The sequence below is a fragment of the Streptomyces sp. NPDC002690 genome (assembly GCF_053592415.1).
Genome location: NZ_JBSFVR010000132.1, coordinates 1 through 18,978 on the forward strand (window position 1 = coordinate 1; position 18,978 = coordinate 18,978).

Genomic DNA, 18,978 nt, shown 5'->3' on the forward strand with positions numbered 1-18,978 from the left:
CATCGGCTGGTCGCTCTGGTGCGGGCTGACGATCTTCGCGCTCGCCTCGGTGCCGTGGGCCCGGGTGCTGGGCCCGGCTCTCCGCGAAGGTCCCGGCCGAGTCGCCCACCGCGTCCATCTCGGTCGCGGCGGCCGACGACCCCTCGTGGCCGTCCCCACCCGCCGGCCCTCCCCGGTACGCCGCCGCCCACAACGCGATGACCGGCGCCGCCACGACCGTCGCGACCACCGTCGTCGTCATGACCCGGGCGCGCAGCCGGTCGCGGCGGGCCGCGTGGTCCTTCGGGTCGAGCGGGTACCCGGTCCGGTCGAAGCGCGGGGAACCGGCACGGGACCGCTGGGCGTGCGCCATCGCCACCCGCACCGACGGGCGGGGCGCCTCCACCACGGGCAGTCCCGCGGCGGGGGCGACGGCCACGCCGGGCCAGGGCCCGGCGGCTCCGGCGCGTTCGGCGGCGCGACGGCAGCGGGGGCAGTCGTCGACGTGGCGGACGAGTTCCCGGCGCAGCGGTGCGGAGAGCAGCGCCTGCCGGTCACCGGTGAGTCTGCGGGCGGCGGAGCAGGTGCCGTCCTCGACGACGGCGAGCGCGGCCCGGGTCCGCTCGACCTCGCAGGCCGCCGCCGCGAGGAGTTCACGCGCGGTGGCCGGGTCGAGCCCGAGGACGGAGGCGACGGCGCGCGGGGTGAGTCCGTGCCGGACGGAGAGTTCGAGCGCCTCCCGCTGCTCGGGCGTGGTGCCGGCCGCCTCCGGCCAGGCCAGCTGGGCGAGTTCGCGGCGGCGGGCCTCGGACGCGGGGCTCTCCCCGGACGGCGGGACGGTCGCGTCCTCGGGGGTGGCACGGGGGGCCCGAGCGGTGTCCGGCGCGCTCCTCCGCGCCCCCTCCGCGCCCAGGTCGGCCGGGCCGACGGGCCCGCCGCCGCCGACGGCAGGGCGGCCGGTGACCGGTCCCGTGACGGGAGCCTCGGCCGGTGGTGTTTCCGGGGCTGCCAGGGCCAGGGCGTCCGCGAGCGCGGCGCCGCGCTCCTCGCTCGCCCCCCGGCCGGAGTCCTTGGGCGTCCTGCGGTGGGCCTGACGGCCGCGCTTCTGCTCGGCGAGCACCCGCAGGCACATCCACCTGGCCAGTGCGTACAGCCAGGATTTACGTTCCTCCTGCCCCGTGGGACACCGGCCGTCCTGGCGTTCCGCGACGGCGAGGACGGCTCCCAGCGCCTCCGTGGCGGCCTCGTGGTCGCAGAGCACGGAGAGGCAGTAGGTGAAGAGGCCGTCGAGGTACGGCTCGTAACGTGCGGGCGGTCGCTGTGCCGGGAGGTGGGGGGCGCGACGGTGCGATCGGTGTGCGCCGGTGGTGTGCGTGGGGGGCTCCAGCCTGCTGCTCGTCACCTTGCGACGGTAGGCAGAGAAGGGCGCCCCCTCGGTTGCCCTTTCGTACATTTAATCCTTATGGGTGAACGTATCGCTCGAAACAGGACGGGAACCCCTGATTCCGGACGCATGCGCCGTGGTGCGCCCCCCGCGCTCCGGGAGGTCGCACGCCACCCCACGCGCCCCCCGCGCTCCCGTACGCCCCCGGGCTCCCGCCCCGCCGGAGCGCACGACGCCCTGTCCGGGCACACGGCTCCCCGCCCGGGCGGGCCTCCCCCGAGGCGCCCGCCCGTCCGCCTGTTCCTGCCCGCCCGTCCGCCTGTTCCTGCCCGTCCGTCCGTCCGTTCCCGTCCGTCCGCCCGTCCGCAGGCGTACGCCCCCGCCGGGTCAGACCACCCGGCCGGAGGCCAGCAGGGCGCGGTGCGGCAGTACCAGCACCTTCTCGTCCTCGTCGCCCGGCAGGACGAACTCCGCGCCGAGCGCCTCGTAGTGGCGCTTGATCTCCGCCACCGTGGCGGGTGTCTGGGCGGTCACGATGCGGCCGATGGTCGCCACCCCGGACGCGGCCCCGGTCCACCACTCCTCGACGGTGGCCCGGTGGTCCCAGGCGAGGGCGGTGCAGGAGACGTCCGCCAGTCCGGCCCCGGCCAGCAGTGCGGCGAGGCCCTCGGGGGTCTGCTCGAACGCCTCCTCCGGGGCGAGCGGGGGCACCTCCGGCGGCCGGAGCGCCCCGGCGGCGGCGACCGCCCGGCCGAGCAGCCGCTGCCCCGCCCCGGCGTCGGCTCCCCAGATGGTGACGGCTATCCGGCCGCCGGGGCGGGTCACCCGGCGCAGCTCGGCGAGCGCCTTCCGGGGGCGCCCGACGTGGTTGAGGACGAAGTTGGCGGCGACCGCGTCGAACTCGCCGTCCGCGAAGGGCAGCTCGGGCAGGAGCGCGAGGCGCACGTCCGCCGCCGGGGCGGCCCGTGTGGCGCTCTTCACCATGTCCGGTTCCGCGTCGACGGCGGTGACCACCGCCCCCCTCGTACACGCCGCGACGGCCACCGCTCCGGTACCGGTGCCCACGTCCAGGACCCGGGTGCCGCCGCGCACGCCCGCCTCGTCGAGCAGCTCGGGCACGGTGCGGGCGCAGAGCCGGGCGAAGGACGCGGCGTAGGCGTCCGCCAGACCCGCCCACTTCAGGCGCTCGGCCTCGTCGAACGGTGTGGTGTTGCTGGTCATGCGGTCCCCTCCCACGATGGTGCCGCGGTCGCCCGCGGCTCTCCGGAAACCCCATTGTCGTAGCCGGGCTATACGGTGACGCCATGGTTGCCCGTACGAAGTCCACGAAGGACCGTCCGTCCTACCGTTGCACCGAGTGCGGCTGGACGACTGCCAAGTGGCTCGGCCGCTGCCCGGAATGCCAGGCCTGGGGCACCGTCGAGGAGTTCGGCGGCGCGCCCGCCGTGCGCACCACCGCGGCCGGCCGGGTCTCCACCGCCGCCGTGCCCATCGGCCAGGTGGACAGCCGTCAGGCGACCGCGCGCTCGACCGGTGTCGGCGAGCTGGACCGGGTGCTGGGCGGCGGTCTCGTGCCGGGCGCCGTGGTGCTGCTGGCCGGGGAGCCGGGCGTCGGCAAGTCGACGCTCCTGCTGGACGTGGCGGCGAAGGCCGCGAGCGAGGAGCACCGCACCCTCTACGTCACGGCGGAGGAGTCCGCGAGCCAGGTCCGGATGCGCGCCGACCGGATCCGGGCGATCAACGACCACCTCTACCTCGCGGCGGAGACCGACCTCTCGGCGGTCCTCGGCCACCTCGACGCGGTCAAGCCGTCCCTGCTGGTGCTGGACTCCGTGCAGACCGTCGCGTCGCCGGAGATCGACGGTGCGCCGGGCGGCATGGCTCAGGTCCGCGAGGTCGCCGGGGCGCTCATCCGCGCCTCCAAGGACCGCGGGATGGCGACGCTGCTGGTGGGCCACGTCACCAAGGACGGCGCCATCGCCGGCCCCCGGCTGCTGGAGCACCTCGTCGACGTGGTGCTCTCCTTCGAGGGCGACCGGCACGCGCGGCTGCGGCTGGTCCGGGGCGTCAAGAACCGCTACGGCGCGACCGACGAGGTGGGCTGCTTCGAGTTGCACGACGAGGGGATCACCGGTCTCGCCGATCCGTCGGGCCTCTTCCTGACGCGGCGGGACGAGCCGGTGCCCGGCACCTGTCTGACCGTCACCCTGGAGGGCAAGCGGCCCCTGGTGGCCGAGGTGCAGGCGCTCACCGTCGACTCGCAGATCCCGTCGCCCCGCCGCACCACCTCCGGTCTGGAGACCTCGCGGGTCTCGATGATGCTGGCGGTGCTGGAGCAGCGGGGCCGGATCAGCGCGCTCGGCAAGCGGGACATCTACAGCGCGACGGTCGGCGGGGTGAAGCTCACCGAGCCCGCCGCGGACCTGGCCATCGCGCTCGCGCTGGCGAGCGCGGCGAGCGACACCCCTCTCCCGAAGAACCTGGTCGCGATCGGTGAGGTGGGTCTCGCCGGAGAGGTGCGGCGGGTCACCGGTGTGCAGCGCCGGCTGGCCGAGGCGCACCGTCTCGGGTTCACGCACGCGCTGGTCCCGGGCGATCCGGGAAAGGTCCCGACCGGTATGAAGGTCACAGAAGTCGCCGACATGGGCGATGCTCTCAGGGTGCTGCCGCGCCGGTCTCGTTCGGAGGCACCGCGGGAGGACGGCGCGCGCCGGTAGACTTTGCCCTGGTCTCGCCCGCTCGCACGCGCGGCACGAGGGACGCAAGGGCACCGCAAACCCGTGACCGGAGGAGTGCAGTGGCAGCCAACGACCGGGCATCATCGCCCGGAAAGTCCGGCCAAGGCACCGGTAACGAAGCGCTGATGCGCGCTTCGCTGAGCGCGGTCGCCCCCGGAACGGCCCTGCGTGACGGGCTGGAGCGCATCCTGCGGGGGAACACCGGCGGGCTGATCGTCCTCGGCATGGACAAGACCGTCGAGTCGATGTGCACCGGTGGTTTCGTGATGAACGTCGAGTTCGCCGCGACCCGGCTGCGCGAGCTGTGCAAGCTCGACGGCGCGCTCATCCTCGACAAGGACATCACCAAGATCCTGCGGGCGGGCGTCCAGCTCGTCCCGGACGCCTCGATCCCCACCGAGGAGACCGGAACCCGTCACCGCACGGCCGACCGCGTCTCCAAGTCGTGCGGTTTCCCGGTCGTCTCGGTGTCCCAGTCGATGCGCCTGATCGCGCTGTACGTCGACGGCGAGCGGCGGGTGCTGGAGGAGTCCTCCGCGATCCTGTCCCGCGCCAACCAGGCCCTCGCCACGCTGGAGCGGTACAAGCTGCGCCTCGACGAGGTCGCCGGCACGCTCTCCGCGCTGGAGATCGAGGACCTGGTGACGGTCCGGGACGTGACGGCCGTCGCCCAGCGACTGGAGATGGTGCGCCGGATCGCGACGGAGATCGCGGAGTACGTGGTCGAGCTCGGCACCGACGGACGCCTGCTGGCGCTCCAGCTGGACGAGCTGATCGCGGGCGTGGAGCCGGAGCGGGAGCTCGTCGTACGCGACTACGTCCCCGAGCCGACGGCGAAGCGTTCGCGGACGGTCACGGAGGCGCTGACCGAGCTGGACGCGCTGAGCCATTCCGAGCTGCTCGAACTCGCGGTGGTGGCAAGGTCGCTGGGGTACAGCGGTTCGCCCGAGACGCTGGACTCGGCCGTCTCGCCGCGTGGTTTCCGGCTGCTGGCTAAGGTGCCGCGGTTGCCCGGCGCGATCATGGAGCGGCTGGTGGAGCACTTCGGCGGACTGCAGAAGCTGCTCGCGGCGAGCGTGGACGACCTGCAGACCGTGGACGGCGTCGGGGAGGCGCGGGCGCGGAGTGTCCGCGAGGGCCTCTCCCGGCTCGCCGAGTCGTCGATCCTGGAGCGGTACGTCTGACGGCTGACGGGCCCCGCGCAAGGGCTTCGGCCCCTGGCTCGGGCCACGTGCCCCCGTCCGGGGACTCTGACCCCCGGGGCTTCGGCCCCCGAGGCTTCGGCCCCCGGGGCTTCAGTCCTTGGCGAGGACGAAGGACGCGCGCTGGAGCGGCTCGCCCGGAGCCTTGGCCTCCAGGAGGTACGTCCCCGGGGCCGCCTTGCCGGTCGACGGGGTCGCGCAGCCCGGGGTGCTCCTGGTGCGGTTCCAGTCGATCGTGCGGATCACCGTCCGCCCCGCCGGGACCTTGAACCAGAGGCTGCCGGATGCGGTCGGGCAGTCCTTCGAGGACCAGACCTGGTCGTCGTCGTCACCACTGGCGTCCGTGACCGTGAGCACCGCGACCTTCGGGCCGAGGTCGGCCTTGCAGTCACCGGTGGACGTGTTCTTCGCGATCAGCTCGAACTCGGGTGTTTCCTCGGGGCCGTACGTCAGCTTGGTCCGCACACTCAACTGCACGGCGGCGGGGCGGCAGTCGGGGAGCGCGGAACTCGCGGGGACCTGGACCCCCTCGGTGCCACCGGCCGCGGCGGTGCCGCCGGCCGTGTCCGAGGAGGCTCCCGCGCCGGGCGAGGGGCTCGTGGTCGCGGCGGCGCCGTCGTCGGCATCGCCGTTCGAGCCGTCCGAACCGTCGGAGGCCGCACCGGCGCTGTCGCCGCTGCCGCCCGACTCGTGGCGTCCGCCGGGCTGTTGACTGATCGCCGGTCCGGAGTCGGAGGGGCCGGGAGTGATCGAACGCGCGGGTTCGGAGGTGCCGGGCTTGGCATCGGGCGGGCTCTTCTTGCCCGCGCCGGGCAGGAAGACCCAGGCGAGCAGCACCGCGAGCAGCGCAACCAGAATCGCCGCTACCACCCTCCGTCGCCAGTAGATGCTGGAGGGAAGCGGGCCGACCGGTTTGCGCAGAGATCCCACGTCGCAAACTGTACGAGAGATCGTGGCCAACTCCGGCCCCACCCGCCGCTGTGATGGTCAACTTTTGCGGATCATCATTCCGGAGTGGCCTGTTGAGCGCCCGTTTCGCGGCGTACGCCCCGGACAAGCGACAGGAGACCAGCACAGAGGGGACAGAACGGGTGGCGTTGTCCGTCCAGAGGCTCTCGCCGGGGGCGACACCCCCGCACCCGTGAACGTCGCCGGGCCTTCCGTGCCAGGATCGTAGGTGCGATGACTGCCACGACTTCGACACACACGCCCCCCGCTTCCCTCCTCCACACCCCCGTCATCGGGTGGTTCGAGCAGCACGCCCGCGATCTGCCCTGGCGCCGCCCGGAGGCCGGCGCCTGGGGCGTGATGGTGAGCGAGTTCATGCTCCAGCAGACCCCGGTGAACCGGGTCCTCCCGGTGTACGAGCAGTGGCTGGCCCGCTGGCCGCGCCCGGCCGACCTGGCCGCCGAGGCGCCGGGCGAGGCGGTCCGCGCCTGGGGCCGGCTCGGCTACCCGCGCCGCGCGCTGCGCCTGCACGGCGCGGCCCAGGCCATAACGGAACGTCACGGCGGCGACGTTCCCAGTGAGCACGCCCAGCTGCTGGCGCTGCCCGGGATCGGTGAGTACACGGCGGCGGCCGTCGCCTCGTTCGCGTACGGGCAGCGGCACGCGGTGCTCGACACGAACGTCCGCCGCGTGTTCGCGCGGGCGGCCACCGGCATCCAGTACCCGCCGAACGCGACCACCGCCGCCGAGCGCAAGCTCGCCCGCGCCCTGCTCCCCGAGGAGGACGACCGGGCCGCGGCCTGGGCGGCGGCGACGATGGAGCTCGGTGCGCTGGTGTGCACCGCGAAGAACGAGGACTGCTCGCGCTGCCCCATCGCCTCGCGGTGCGCCTGGCTGCTCGCCGGGAAGCCCGCGCACCAGGGCCCAGCCCGCCGGGGCCAGACGTACGCCGGTACGGACCGGCAGGTGCGCGGACGGCTCCTCGCGGTGTTGCGCGACTCCGTCGCCCCGGTCTCGCAGGCCGCCCTGGACGCGGTGTGGGACGAGCCGGTGCAGCGCGCCCGCTCCCTGGACGGCCTGGTGGCCGACGGGCTGGTGGAACCCCTGTCGAACGGCCTCTACCGGCTGCCGCTGACCTGATCCGTCCGCCGGGCGCCAGGCCGGGGATGCGACGGGCGCCGGGCACGGCGAAGCCCCGGGACTGGAACAGTCCCGGGGCTTCGTGGATCTGCCGTGCTCCACGCTGGGCGCGATCCCGCTCGGTCAGACGGACACGTGGACGGTCCGCAGGAAGTTGACCGGGTTGATCGCCGAGCCGTAGTTGGCCGTGGTCCGGACCTCGAAGTGCAGGTGCGGGCCGCTGGAGTTACCGGTGTTGCCGGAGAGACCGATCTCCTGGCCGGTCTTCACGGTCTGGCCGATCCGGACGTCGATCTTCGACAGGTGCGCGTACTGCGTGTACTTGCCGTTGGCGTGCTTGATCACGATCGCGTTGCCGTACGCGGGGCCGTCGCCGCCACCGTTCGGGCCGGCCTTGACGACCGTACCGGTGTGAGCCGCGTGGACCGGGGTGCCGATCGGCACCGCGAAGTCCTGGCCGGAGTGCTTGTGCGCCCAGCGGTCACCGCCGGTGCCGTAGGTGGCGCTCAGGGTGTAGTGCTTCACCGGGACCTGCCACGAGGCGGCGTTCTTCTTCGCGGCGGCCTGCTTGGCGGCAGCGGCCTTCTTGGCGTTGTCGGCCTGCTCCGCGGCGGACTTCTTCGCGTCCACAGCGGCCTTGTTCTGGGCGGACGCCTGCTTGGCGACCGCGTCGGCGGTGGTGGCACTGGTGAGGGCGACGGTGCCCGTGGTGCCGGAGGCGAACGCCGCGCCAGCACCCAGGACCATCGACGCTCCCAGACCGGCGGCCAGGACAGCGCCGCGGACACGAGAGGTGGACGGGCGGGTGGGGGTCGTAACGCGCTTCGACATACGAGTAAGTCCTCCGAAGATGGGGGGCTCCCCGGTCGTTCTGTCCGGGGGCGAAACCCGAGCGTTTGTCCGGGCTTGCTCCACATTGGTAACCCGCCCCGGAGGGATGCTCAAGTACCCCATCTACGAGGAAAAGTCGTAGACCGGACACCGGGAATCGGGGGCAGGACGTCCCGCCCGGGAGGCCCGGCGAGCCGCCGGGACCCGCCACCGTCAGCCGCTAAACCGCAGGTGAAAGCGGCCCGGCCCGGACGCGGCCCCGGAATCCCGGCAGATCGCCCCGACTTTCGAAGGTCCCGGCCGGCCTCGGGACCAAAGACCTTTCGGTGATCCCGAGCGCTTCTACGAAGTTCGCTAGTAGGGTCGAAATGGCCTGTGCGCCTTGTCACCGCCGGTGGGACCAAGGGATGTCCGCTTTGGGACCTTCGGCCCGCCACGTCATCTCGCCGCCGGGCAGGCGGTATCGGGGGCTGCCATGAGTACCGACGAGCACCACGCCCTGGACCGGATCGAGCTCGCGGACGCCGTCGAATCCGTCCGCGACCAGCTCATCGAGGCCGCGGCCCGGGCCACCGGCCGCCCCGTCGTCTTCGGCGTGGGCGACATCCAGATGGAGTTCACCGTGGAACTCCGCAAGGAGGCCAAGGCGGGCGGCAAGGTCAAGGCATGGGTGGTCGAGGCGGGCGCCGACGCCTCCCGCACCACCGGCATCACGCACAAGGTCGCCTTCACCCTGAGCCCCCGCAAGGCCGACGGCTCCGGCCCCCTGGAGATCGGCAACGACGCCCCGGGCGGCAGCACCGCCCACTTCGGCCGGGGACGCGGCGGCGCGTGAGCGAGGTGATTCCACCGGCCTGGCTCGTGCGGCACGTACGCCCTGCCGACCGAACCGTCGTGGTCCAGTCGGCCAGCCAGGGCAGCGGGGTGCTGCTCACCGACCGGCTGGTGCTGACCTGCGCACATGTGCTGGGGGGCCGCGATCAGGCCGAGATCTCCCACCCCTCGATTGCGTCGTCGCCACGCGCGCGGGTCGTCTGGGCGGACACCGGGCTGGACGCGGCGCTCCTGCAGGCCGATGAGCCCATCTTCGCCGTCCCTCCCGTCCGCCTGGGAGTGCTGGCCGCCACGCAGGCCGTCCCCCGCTGCGAGATCACCGGATTCCCGGAGATCCAGAGGTACGGCCCCGAGCGCCATCTGGAGGCCGACCAGTACACCGCCACCGCACTGCCCTTGGCGGGTCGCCTCCGCGACCTCCTGGTCTGCGAGCTGGACGGCCCGCCCCCGGCCACGGACGAGGACGGCGAAGCCCTGCTGAGCGGCCTCTCGGGCGGACCGGTCTTCGCCGGGGCTGTGCTACTGGGCCTCGCCCGCCAGATACCGCTCCGGCGCGGCGGGCGGCGGGTGGAGTGCGTTCCCTTGGGCGCGGTGCTGGACGCCAAGGGCTTCCGCTGGGCGTACGAGTCGGTGGCCGGGGCCGCCCTCATGGCGAAAAAGGTCCTCACCCACCATCCGGACGATGTGCGGTACGAGGAGGAGTACACGCTCGCCCTCGGCGCGGCCTACCGCAAGACCAGAATCTTCGGGCTGGACGAGCTGGGGCGCCGCGACTCCGAATGGGACCTGGACACCGCATATCTGAGCCTGGAAGCGGAGACGGGCGGGCGGTGGATAAGCAGGGAGGTCCGCCTTCCCGCGGCCCGTACCGCTCCCCGGCGCATCGACGAACTCCTCACCGACCGTCCCCGGGTGCTGCTCCGCGGTGACGCCGGGGCAGGGAAGACCACCCTGCTGTGGTGGCTGGCGGCGCACGCCTCGGCCGGAACACTCCCGGACCGGCTCGGGGCACTGAACGGCCTGGTCCCGTTCGTCGTTCCCCTGCGCACCCTCCGGGCGCGCAACGAAGAACTGCCCGCCCCCGCGAGCCTTCCCGCAGCGGCCCGGCTGTCCCTGGACGCCGCACCGGCCGGCTGGACCGGACGTGTCCTGGAGTCCGGCCGAGGCCTGCTCCTGGTGGACGGGCTCGACGAGGTCCCGCCGGACGAACGGGAGGAGGCGTACGCCTGGCTCTCGCGCCTTGTCACCCGCTTCCCGGAGACCCGCTGCGTGGCCACGGTACGGCCGCTCGCCGTCGAACCCGACTGGCTGGCCACCGAGGGCTTCGAAGAACTACGGCTGCTGCCACTGCGCGACGAGGACATCCAGGCGTTCGTGGCGTCCTGGCACAAGGCCGCCCGCCTGGACGACGACGATCACCAGCGCCTGCACGAACTGGAACGGGATCTGGCCAGGCAGTTCCGCGCCAACCGCACGCTGAGCGACCTGGCGCGCACACCCCTGCTCTGCGCGGTGATCTGCGCGCTGCACCGGAGGCAGGAGGGCTTCCTCCCGACCACCCGGTGGAAGCTCTACCGGTCCGCTCTCAACATGCTCCTGGGCAACCGCGACCAGCGGCGGGGCATCACGGACCCCGAGGGCATCACCATGGAGGTGGAGGAGCAGATGCTGCTCCTCCAGCGGATCGCGATCTGGCTGGTGCGCGAGGGACAGACCGAGTTCTCCCGTGATCAGGCCCTGCACCAGCTGGACAGGGCGCTGGCGGGCATGGAACGGGTACGGCGGCAGGGAACGGCGGACGCGATCCTCACCCACCTGCTCAACCGCAGCGGACTTCTCCAGGAACGGGCGGACGACAGCTACCAATTCGCCCACCGCACCTTCCAGGACTACCTGGCGGCAGCCGAATTCGTCGAGTCGGACCAGATCAACGAACTGCTCCGGGCCGCCCACGACGAGTCGTGGGCGGACGTGATAGCGCTGGCGTCCGGACACTGCGGACGGAGCCAGCTCTCCGCACTGGTCAACGGGCTGCTGGACCAGGCGGATTCGTACGACGAGGACGCACCGGGTGCCTGGGGCGTGGCGGCGGCGCGCGTGCTGGCAGCCCTCTGCGCCCAGCAGGCGACGTGGCTGGGAGACAGGACGCGAGAGCGGATACGCGCGGCGCTCGCCGAACTCTTCCCGCCACGCTCACTGGAGATGGCGGACTTGCTCGGGTCCCTGGGCACGGATGCCTTGGCCCATCTACCGGATCCGTCCGCTCTTCCTGCCGATCCCGGCGACAGACGGTTCATCGTCTGGCTACTCGGCGCGGTCGGCGGGCGGGAGGCTCTCGCGTACGCCCGCCTATGGGTCGCGGACTCCCCCGTGTCGGCCTCGGAACTGTCCACCGAGTGGCCCAACTTCCCCACCGAGGAGTTCGCCCGGGACGTCCTGGCCGGGGGGAACCTCGACGGAGCCCATCTGTCCGTCGGCAGCCGTGCCGAGCTGCTGGCCCTGCCTCACCTGGGTCCTGCCGGACCGGCCCTCGCCCTCACGCTCGACGGCCCGTTCGAAGAGAGCGACCTACGACAGGGGCTGCGGCAGATCCGCCCCGAATCCCTGACCTTCCTGCGCAACCCGCTGCTCACCGACCTATCGGTGCTCCAAGACCGCGGGCACTCACTACGGCTCACTGTCGACGGGTGCCCCGGCGTCACGGATCTCGCGCCGCTCAAGGGCTGGCCCGCCCTTCGGCAGCTCGTCCTCCGCGCCGACCGCCTGCCGATGGACCGGCTCGCCGCCCTCAGGGACGTGCCGTGGCTGCGGGAACTGGACGTGGCGTCCGACGCCGACCGCCTGAGCGGGCTCCCGCCCCTCCCTCACCTCAGGGAGCTGGCCCTGCACGTGTCCGGGGCCGTGGAACTGGACAATCTGAGTGCGTGGTCCTCACTCCGGACCCTGCGGCTCCGCAAGGTCTCCTCGCTGGAGTCCCTGGTGGCCGCGCTGCGTACCGCACCGCACGTCACGGCGGTCGAGCTGTCCCATGCCGTCAGCGAGCCCTGGCCGGGCGGCGGAGAGCCACTGCCTCAGCTGTCCGCGCTCTCCCTCGTGGTCGGCCGGGGATCCCACGCCGGGCTGCGCCCGCTCCGCGACCTGTTCCCGTCCCTGCGCCGCCTCACTCTGCGCGGTCGGCCAGGCACCACGATCGACGTGACCCCTCTGTACGGGCAGCCGGACCTGCACATCGAGGTGCTCCTGGGCGGAGGCGAACTCGTCGGGTCCGAGCGCCTGGAAAGCACCCGGCTGACCGTGGCAGCGCTCTGACCGCCGGAAGCCCCCTCCCCACACACGAAGAAACTGCCCCGGACCGACACCGGTCCGGGGCAGCCCCTTCACTCACGCACGCCTGGAACTACGACGCGTCCTTCGTCATGTTCGGGCCGGCGCCACCGGCGGCCGACTCGATCGGCGGGACGTCGGGCAGGGCCGACTTCTCCTCGCCGCGGAAGGTGAACTTCTTGTCGTCGCCTTCGCCCTCCGTGCCGACGACCACGATGTGGCCGGGGCGCAGCTCGCCGAAGAGGATCTTCTCGGAGAGGATGTCCTCGATCTCGCGCTGGATCGTCCGGCGCAGCGGCCGGGCGCCCATCACGGGGTCGTAACCCTTCTTCGCGAGCAGGTTCTTCGCCTCCGTGCTGAGCTCGATGCCCATGTCACGGTCCTTGAGACGCTCATCCACCTTGGCGACCATGAGGTCGACGATCTGGATGATGTCTTCCTGGCTGAGCTGGTGGAAGACGACGGTGTCGTCGACACGGTTCAGGAACTCGGGCCGGAAGTGCTGCTTGAGCTCTTCGTTGACCTTGACCTTCATCCGGTCGTAGTTCGTCTTGACGTCGCCCTGGGCGGCGAAGCCCAGGTTGAAGCCCTTCGAGATGTCCCGGGTCCCGAGGTTGGTCGTCATGATGATGACCGTGTTCTTGAAGTCCACGACCCGGCCCTGGGAGTCGGTCAGGCGACCGTCTTCCAGAATCTGGAGCAGGGAATTGAAGATGTCGGGGTGGGCCTTCTCGACCTCGTCGAAGAGGACGACGGAGAACGGCTTGCGGCGCACCTTCTCGGTGAGCTGACCGCCCTCTTCGTAGCCCACGTAACCGGGAGGCGAACCGAAGAGGCGGGAAACCGTGTGCTTCTCGCTGAACTCCGACATGTCGAGGGAGATCAGCGCGTCCTCGTCGCCGAAGAGGAATTCGGCGAGCGTCTTGGAAAGCTCGGTCTTACCGACACCGGACGGGCCGGCGAAGATGAACGAACCACCGGGGCGCTTCGGGTCCTTCAGGCCGGCCCGCGTACGGCGGATCGCCTGCGAAAGGGCCTTGATGGCGTCCTTCTGGCCGATGACGCGCTTGTGGAGCTCGTCCTCCATGCGCAGCAGACGGGAGGACTCCTCCTCCGTCAGCTTGAAGACCGGAATGCCGGTGGCGGTCGCCAGGACCTCGGCGATGAGATCGCCGTCGACCTCGGCGACGACATCCATGTCGCCGGCCTTCCATTCCTTCTCGCGCTTGGTCTTCGCGGCCAGCAGCTGCTTCTCCTTGTCGCGGAGGGAAGCTGCCTTCTCGAAGTCCTGGGAGTCGATCGCCGACTCCTTGTCGCGACGCACGCCCGCGATCTTCTCGTCGAACTCGCGGAGGTCCGGCGGCGCGGTCATCCGGCGGATGCGCATCCGGGAGCCGGCCTCGTCGATCAGGTCGATCGCCTTGTCCGGGAGGAAGCGGTCCGAGATGTACCGGTCGGCCAGGGTGGCGGCCTGGACCAGCGCCTCGTCCGTGATGGAGACCCGGTGGTGGGCCTCGTAACGGTCGCGCAGGCCCTTGAGGATCTCGATGGTGTGCGGCAGCGACGGCTCCGCGACCTGGATGGGCTGGAAGCGGCGCTCCAGAGCCGCGTCCTTCTCCAGGTGCTTGCGGTACTCGTCGAGCGTGGTCGCACCGATGGTCTGGAGCTCACCACGGGCGAGCATCGGCTTCAGGATGCTCGCGGCGTCGATCGCGCCCTCGGCGGCACCCGCACCCACGAGGGTGTGGAGCTCGTCGATGAACAGGATGATGTCGCCGCGGGTGCGGATCTCCTTGAGGACCTTCTTCAGGCGCTCCTCGAAGTCACCGCGGTACCGGGAGCCGGCGACCAGGGCGCCGAGGTCCAGGGTGTAGAGGTGCTTGTCCTTGAGGGTCTCGGGCACCTCGCCCTTGACGATCGCCTGGGCCAGGCCCTCGACGACGGCGGTCTTGCCGACGCCGGGCTCGCCGATGAGGACCGGGTTGTTCTTGGTCCGGCGGGACAGCACCTGCATGACCCGCTCGATCTCCTTCTCGCGCCCGATGACCGGGTCGAGCTTGGATTCGCGGGCAGCCTGGGTGAGGTTGCGGCCGAACTGGTCCAGCACCAGGGAGGTGGAGGGGGTGCCCTCGGCGGGGCCGCCGGCGGTGGCGGCTTCCTTGCTGGTGGAGTAACCGGAGAGCAGCTGGATGACCTGCTGCCGCACCCGGTTGAGGTCGGCACCCAGCTTCACCAGGACCTGCGCGGCGACGCCTTCGCCCTCGCGGATCAGGCCGAGCAGGATGTGCTCGGTGCCGATGTAGTTGTGGCCGAGCTGGAGGGCCTCGCGGAGCGACAGCTCCAGGACCTTCTTGGCTCGGGGCGTGAAGGGGATGTGGCCGGACGGGGCCTGCTGGCCCTGACCGATGATCTCCTCCACCTGCTGGCGGACCGCCTCGAGCGAAATCCCGAGGCTCTCCAGGGCCTTAGCGGCGACACCCTCACCCTCGTGGATAAGGCCCAGGAGAATGTGTTCGGTGCCGATGTAGTTGTGGTTGAGCATCCGGGCTTCTTCCTGAGCCAGGACGACAACCCGCCGCGCGCGGTCGGTGAACCTCTCGAACATCGTTAATCGCTCCTCAGAGCGGTCAGGCAGTTAGGGGTCGGTCCCCTCCCTGTCCTTCCGCAGCTTAGTCCCGCAAGCGGGGACCGCTCATTCCAACTGCCGACCGGATCACCCCCGCAGCAGCGAGGAAACCTTGCCGATCAGCCGACACCTGCTCCAACCCGATGGTGCGAGACGATGTTCCCGCAGGCCAGGCAGATACCCCTGTCAGCACTACGCCGGTGGCGAACGCAGGACGCCCCGGTTCGTGTGTCGCCCCTTCCCACCAGTCATGTCTTACCCGCAATTACAGACAGTCCATGCGGCGCGCGCCCGTTCCCTCCGCTACGGGCGAACAACCGCGTGGCGCCCGACGCTCCCTCGCACGCCCTTGACGAGAACCCTTCGTGATGCCTTGCGCACGGTACGTGACGGCGCGGCATCCGTCGCGACGTAGCCCGAAGGGCCCCGGCGCTCACGAAACCCCTCGCGGGCCCTCTCGCGCAACACCTGGCGTAACCCGGAGGGCGGTCCGGCGGTTCATCGCACATGAGCCCCATCGTCCCGTCACCTCGCGCCCCGCGGCCGGCCGACACGTCGGCACTGGTCCCGCCGGGTCGAGGGTGGGACCCGGACGCGGGTACGCGCCCGGAAGCCGTGCCCACCGAAAGCGCGGAGAACGCGCGTGGCACGGAGAACACGGAGGAGCCCATCGGGATCGGCCCGCACGGGCGGACGAAGGACGCCGAAGGCTCCGACGGCTCCGACGGCTCCGACGGCTCGGACGGATCCGACGACGCCGCGGCGGCCATGGAGCGGTGGTACGAGGACGGGCTCGGCTGGGCGACCGACCGGGGCCGCCCGCTGGCGCTGCTGACCGGCGTCCGGTTCGACGTACTGGACCTGCCCGCCGCCGCGGGGCGCGCCGTGCTGCGCCGGTTCGGGGGTACCGGTCCCGTAGCAGTGGCGCGGGGGCGGATGTGGCTGCTCGTGGCGGCCGGGAGCGCGGAGGAACTGCCCGCACTGCTGGACTGGCTGGAGTGGGGCGGTATCACGCTGGATCTCGTGGGCATCGGTGCCGGTGGCAGGATCACCGCACCGGCACCGCACCAGCTGTCGCACCACTGCCCGCCGTGGGCCGCCTTCTGGCTGCGGCCCCCCGAGCCGCCGCGGGGTCCGGATCTCCGCCTTCCGGCCCTCGCGGATTTCGGGAGCAGGGGTGGCGATGCTCCCGATCTCGTGCGGCTGGTGGATATGGCTGCGACGGAATGCCACCGGGTCCGCTTGAGGCGTTCCCGGGTGCGTCCGCCGTCCGACCGGCCATCGAGTCAGCCGTTGGCCTGCTCGTAAGCCTCGCGGACGGTGGCGGGAACGCGACCGCGGTCATTCACGTCGTAGCCGTTGTCACGGGCCCACTTACGGATCTCGGCGGTGTCCTTGTTGCCACCCGTACCGGCACCGAGCGCACGGCCCTTGCGGCCCGTGGCGGCGCGACCGCCGGTGCGGCGTCCGCTCTTGGCGTACGGCTCGAGAAGACCACGGAGCTTGTCCGCATTGGCCGTCGTGAGGTCGATCTCGTAGGTCTTGCCGTCCAGCGCGAACGTAACGGTCTCGTTCGCCTCGCCGCCGTCGAGGTCGTCAACAAGAAGGACCTGAACCTTCTGCGCCACGAGATATCCTTTCATCGAAAATGGAGTACGCGGAAAGGAAACCGCTTTTCCCAGGAAAACACAAACCCCAGGGAGAGGTTCAGGACCCGGGGAACACGGGAAACGGGCGCGTATCGGACATAGGGATCGGCACAGTTCTACCGATCACAGGTGCAGAAGCATCCGGCTGTTGCCCAAGGTGTTCGGCTTCACTCGTTCGAGACCGAGGAACTCCGCGACACCCTCGTCATAGGAACGCAGCAGCTCACTGTAGACATCCATGTCGACCGGCGTCTCGCCGATCTCCACGAACCCGTGCTTCGCGAAGAAGTCGACTTCGAAGGTCAGGCAGAAAACCCGGCGGACCCCGAGCCAGCGCGCCGTATGCAACAGCTTGTCGAGTACCTGGTGGCCCACTCCGGTGCCCTTGACCCGGTGATCGACGGCGAGAGTCCGCACTTCGGCGAGGTCTTCCCACATCACATGGAGTGCGCCGCATCCGACGACCCTGGCGTCCTGGTCGCGTTCCGCGACCCAGAACTCCTGGATGTCCTCGTAAAGGGTGACCGTCGCTTTGTCCAGGAGGATGCCGTCGGTCACGTAGCCGTCGAGCAGCCGGCGGACCTCACCCACATCGCTGGTCCTGGCACGGCGGACGGTGATGGCGGGCTTTTCGACCGCCGAGTCGGTTTCGCCTTCGGTTTCCGACTGGCTTTGCGTCAGATCTGCAGACATGGCCCGACGCTATCGCCCGCGGCCCTCCGTCGTGCCATCGGCCGGAACATCGGCGTGAACGTCCGACGGACCGTCGGACGCGGTGTCCGCCTCGGCACCTGCCGCGACGTCCGTCGCGCCGGCACCGGGGGCCGCGGGAGCCCCGGGGTCCGTCGGCAGCGCCGCCACGCCGCCCGGACCTGGGGAAATGATCCGCACGGCGTCATTGAGGGCCTCCCGCTGCTCCGCGGACATCATGCCGAAGAAGGCGACCAGCGCGGCAGCCGGGTTGTCGCTCCGCGACCATGCTTCGTTCATCAGTGCGGCCGAGTACGCGGCCCGCGTGGAGACCGCCGTATATCGATAGGCGCGGCCGTCGACTTCCCTGCGGACCCACCCCTTCTGGTGAAGGTTGTCCATAACCGTCATGACGGTGGTGTAAGCGATCGAGCGTTCCCTCTGAAGGTCTTCCAGCACTTCTCGCACGGTGACGGGTCGGTTCCATTGCCAGACGCGCGTCATCACGGCGTCTTCCAGCTCTCCCAATTGGCGGGGCACACGGTCACCTTAATGCTAGATGTCCGAAATGCGTAGTAATTTCTCCAGAACCCCCGCGCCCCGGAGAACGGAAGAGAACCGGAGGGCCGGGGGAACCCGGGTGAACCGGGGGCAACCCGAGGAGCACGGAAAAGGGCGCACGGCTCGGTGCGAGTCGTGCGCCCATCGGAGTGCGCCGGGTTGTGCGGGTGTCATGGGGGGCGCGAATTAACTGCCGCACGCCGGCAGTGAGCGCCTTTAACCGTCCGTGCGGTCGGTTATGCGGCGCCCCCGCCGGGCGGAAGAACGGAAGACGGCTGGACTCCGGAACCATCCCGGCCGCCGGAGAATCCGGCCGCGAGGATGCCGGAACACGGCGGAAACCAGGAGCGGGACACCCGAACGGGAGTGGATACCGGTCACCGGCATACGCGGGAATCGGACTCCCGACGCGGAAAGCGCATACGGACACCGGGAAGGCGGCTACGGGCGTCGCGTGCGGGCACCGGCTTACGCCACAACGGCCCCGGCAGCGCGAAACCGGTTCCGGTACCGGTACCGGAATGCGTCGCCCGGACGGACCGGGCACTCCGCGGCTCAGACACTCCGCGGCTCAAACGCTCAGGCGCTCAGGCGCTTTCGGCGGCCGGGGCCTGGCGCGCGGCCTCGGCGCGGGCGAGGGCGGCGTCCACGGCCGCGTCCTCCTTGCCCTTGTTCGGCCCACCCTGGCTTTTCACCATCGTCACCACGAGACCGATGAAGAATGCGGCCATCACGACGGGCGGAACAAGCGCGGCTACGTAGTCCATGACGTCCAGAGTAGCGATGCCGGTACGGCGGCCCGAGGCACCCTCCCGGTGGGTCGGGCCGGACCGCCGTACATACGGGGTGAACGCGTGGCTCAGCCCGCGGCGCGCCGCTCCTCGGGCGGCGGCACCGGGCGGCGGCGCGGCGGGAAGACCTCGGACGGCTTGGGCATCGGGCGGTCGCCCGGCGCCGGCGGTCTGGACGGCGCGGCAGGGCTCGCGGGCCGCTGGGTCGGCCCGGCCGCCGTAGTTGACGCAGAAGTACAGCGTCATCTTGTCGTTGTCCTTGGTCTGCTCCTGGGCGACCT

At 71.2% G+C, this 18,978-nt stretch carries 14 protein-coding genes and 1 pseudogene; 6 read left to right on the plus strand and 9 right to left on the minus strand.

What is annotated here, in order from left to right; genetic code table 11:
• A pseudogene (locus ACWD3D_RS18155) lies at positions 1 to 1,381 on the minus strand (hypothetical protein); the annotation flags it as partial.
• Positions 1,382 to 1,750: 369 nt separating this feature from the next.
• Positions 1,751 to 2,584, minus strand: coding sequence for a class I SAM-dependent methyltransferase (locus tag ACWD3D_RS18160; protein ID WP_451461846.1), 834 nt, complete (start codon positions 2,582 to 2,584; stop codon positions 1,751 to 1,753).
• Between the two features lie 83 nt (positions 2,585 to 2,667).
• On the opposite strand from ACWD3D_RS18160, the gene radA reads away from it, so the two are divergent.
• Positions 2,668 to 4,080, plus strand: a complete 1,413-nt coding sequence (radA, locus tag ACWD3D_RS18165; protein ID WP_451461847.1) for a DNA repair protein RadA — start codon at positions 2,668 to 2,670, stop codon at positions 4,078 to 4,080.
• Positions 4,081 to 4,160: 80 nt separating this feature from the next.
• A complete protein-coding gene (disA, locus tag ACWD3D_RS18170) occupies positions 4,161 to 5,285 on the plus strand; it encodes a DNA integrity scanning diadenylate cyclase DisA (protein ID WP_451461848.1) in 1,125 nt (374 codons plus the stop codon).
• Between the two features lie 111 nt (positions 5,286 to 5,396).
• On the opposite strand, the gene ACWD3D_RS18175 is transcribed toward disA, so the two are convergent.
• Positions 5,397 to 6,233: a hypothetical protein gene (locus tag ACWD3D_RS18175; protein WP_451461849.1), complete on the minus strand. Its 837-nt coding sequence runs from the start codon at positions 6,231 to 6,233 to the stop codon at positions 5,397 to 5,399.
• A gap of 252 nt (positions 6,234 to 6,485) precedes the next feature.
• On the opposite strand from ACWD3D_RS18175, the gene ACWD3D_RS18180 reads away from it, so the two are divergent.
• Positions 6,486 to 7,391, plus strand: a complete 906-nt coding sequence (locus tag ACWD3D_RS18180) for an A/G-specific adenine glycosylase (protein WP_451461850.1) — start codon at positions 6,486 to 6,488, stop codon at positions 7,389 to 7,391.
• 123 nt (positions 7,392 to 7,514) lie between these two features.
• Here ACWD3D_RS18180 and ACWD3D_RS18185 read toward each other — a convergent pair whose 3' ends face one another.
• Positions 7,515 to 8,222 carry a M23 family metallopeptidase gene (locus ACWD3D_RS18185; protein WP_451461851.1) on the minus strand — a complete coding sequence of 236 codons (708 nt, stop codon included), beginning with the start codon at positions 8,220 to 8,222 and terminating at the stop codon, positions 7,515 to 7,517.
• A 475-nt stretch (positions 8,223 to 8,697) separates the two neighbouring features.
• Between ACWD3D_RS18185 and ACWD3D_RS18190 the strand changes: the two genes are divergently transcribed.
• Together ACWD3D_RS18190 and ACWD3D_RS18195 are read left to right on the plus strand one after the other, a co-directional pair.
• Positions 8,698 to 9,057, plus strand: coding sequence for a trypco2 family protein (locus tag ACWD3D_RS18190; RefSeq protein WP_451461852.1), 360 nt, complete (start codon positions 8,698 to 8,700; stop codon positions 9,055 to 9,057).
• Complete coding sequence (locus ACWD3D_RS18195) at positions 9,054 to 12,365, plus strand: NACHT domain-containing protein (protein WP_451461853.1); 3,312 nt, start codon at positions 9,054 to 9,056, stop codon at positions 12,363 to 12,365. The genes ACWD3D_RS18190 and ACWD3D_RS18195 overlap by 4 nt, the downstream gene beginning before the upstream one ends.
• Positions 12,366 to 12,453: 88 nt before the next feature.
• On the opposite strand, the gene ACWD3D_RS18200 is transcribed toward ACWD3D_RS18195, so the two are convergent.
• Positions 12,454 to 14,985 carry an ATP-dependent Clp protease ATP-binding subunit gene (locus ACWD3D_RS18200; RefSeq protein ID WP_328720165.1) on the minus strand — a complete coding sequence of 844 codons (2,532 nt, stop codon included), beginning with the start codon at positions 14,983 to 14,985 and terminating at the stop codon, positions 12,454 to 12,456.
• Positions 14,986 to 15,774: 789 nt separating this feature from the next.
• Between ACWD3D_RS18200 and ACWD3D_RS18205 the strand changes: the two genes are divergently transcribed.
• A complete protein-coding gene (locus ACWD3D_RS18205) occupies positions 15,775 to 16,314 on the plus strand; it encodes an SCO3374 family protein (RefSeq protein ID WP_451461855.1) in 540 nt (179 codons plus the stop codon).
• Here ACWD3D_RS18205 and ACWD3D_RS18210 read toward each other — a convergent pair.
• The 4 genes from ACWD3D_RS18210 to ACWD3D_RS18225 all read right to left on the minus strand — a co-directional run bounded on the left by ACWD3D_RS18210 (position 16,293) and on the right by ACWD3D_RS18225 (position 18,673).
• Positions 16,293 to 16,634: a histone-like nucleoid-structuring protein Lsr2 gene (locus ACWD3D_RS18210; RefSeq protein WP_451461854.1), complete on the minus strand. Its 342-nt coding sequence runs from the start codon at positions 16,632 to 16,634 to the stop codon at positions 16,293 to 16,295. The genes ACWD3D_RS18205 and ACWD3D_RS18210 overlap by 22 nt on opposite strands.
• A gap of 144 nt (positions 16,635 to 16,778) precedes the next feature.
• Positions 16,779 to 17,348 (minus strand): amino-acid N-acetyltransferase, encoded by a 570-nt coding sequence (locus tag ACWD3D_RS18215; protein ID WP_328720167.1) that lies wholly within the window; start codon positions 17,346 to 17,348, stop codon positions 16,779 to 16,781.
• Positions 17,349 to 17,357: 9 nt separating this feature from the next.
• Positions 17,358 to 17,849, minus strand: coding sequence for a BlaI/MecI/CopY family transcriptional regulator (locus tag ACWD3D_RS18220; RefSeq protein ID WP_451461856.1), 492 nt, complete (start codon positions 17,847 to 17,849; stop codon positions 17,358 to 17,360).
• A gap of 644 nt (positions 17,850 to 18,493) precedes the next feature.
• Entirely contained in the window at positions 18,494 to 18,673 is a 180-nt protein-coding gene (locus tag ACWD3D_RS18225; RefSeq protein WP_387368091.1) for a hypothetical protein, read from the minus strand.
• Positions 18,674 to 18,978: the final 305 nt, after the last annotated feature.

Coding starts and splice junctions, on each gene's coding strand:
- ACWD3D_RS18160 (WP_451461846.1), bottom strand. CDS start 2,584: ATGACCAGCAACACCACACCGTTCGACGAGGCCGAGCGCCTGAAGTGG.
- radA (WP_451461847.1), top strand. CDS start 2,668: ATGGTTGCCCGTACGAAGTCCACGAAGGACCGTCCGTCCTACCGTTGC.
- ACWD3D_RS18180 (WP_451461850.1), top strand. CDS start 6,486: ATGACTGCCACGACTTCGACACACACGCCCCCCGCTTCCCTCCTCCAC.
- ACWD3D_RS18185 (WP_451461851.1), bottom strand. CDS start 8,222: ATGTCGAAGCGCGTTACGACCCCCACCCGCCCGTCCACCTCTCGTGTC.
- ACWD3D_RS18190 (WP_451461852.1), top strand. CDS start 8,698: ATGAGTACCGACGAGCACCACGCCCTGGACCGGATCGAGCTCGCGGAC.
- ACWD3D_RS18200 (WP_328720165.1), bottom strand. CDS start 14,985: ATGTTCGAGAGGTTCACCGACCGCGCGCGGCGGGTTGTCGTCCTGGCT.
- ACWD3D_RS18205 (WP_451461855.1), top strand. CDS start 15,775: ATGGAGCGGTGGTACGAGGACGGGCTCGGCTGGGCGACCGACCGGGGC.
- ACWD3D_RS18215 (WP_328720167.1), bottom strand. CDS start 17,348: ATGTCTGCAGATCTGACGCAAAGCCAGTCGGAAACCGAAGGCGAAACC.
- ACWD3D_RS18220 (WP_451461856.1), bottom strand. CDS start 17,849: ATGACGCGCGTCTGGCAATGGAACCGACCCGTCACCGTGCGAGAAGTG.
- ACWD3D_RS18225 (WP_387368091.1), bottom strand. CDS start 18,673: ATGGACTACGTAGCCGCGCTTGTTCCGCCCGTCGTGATGGCCGCATTC.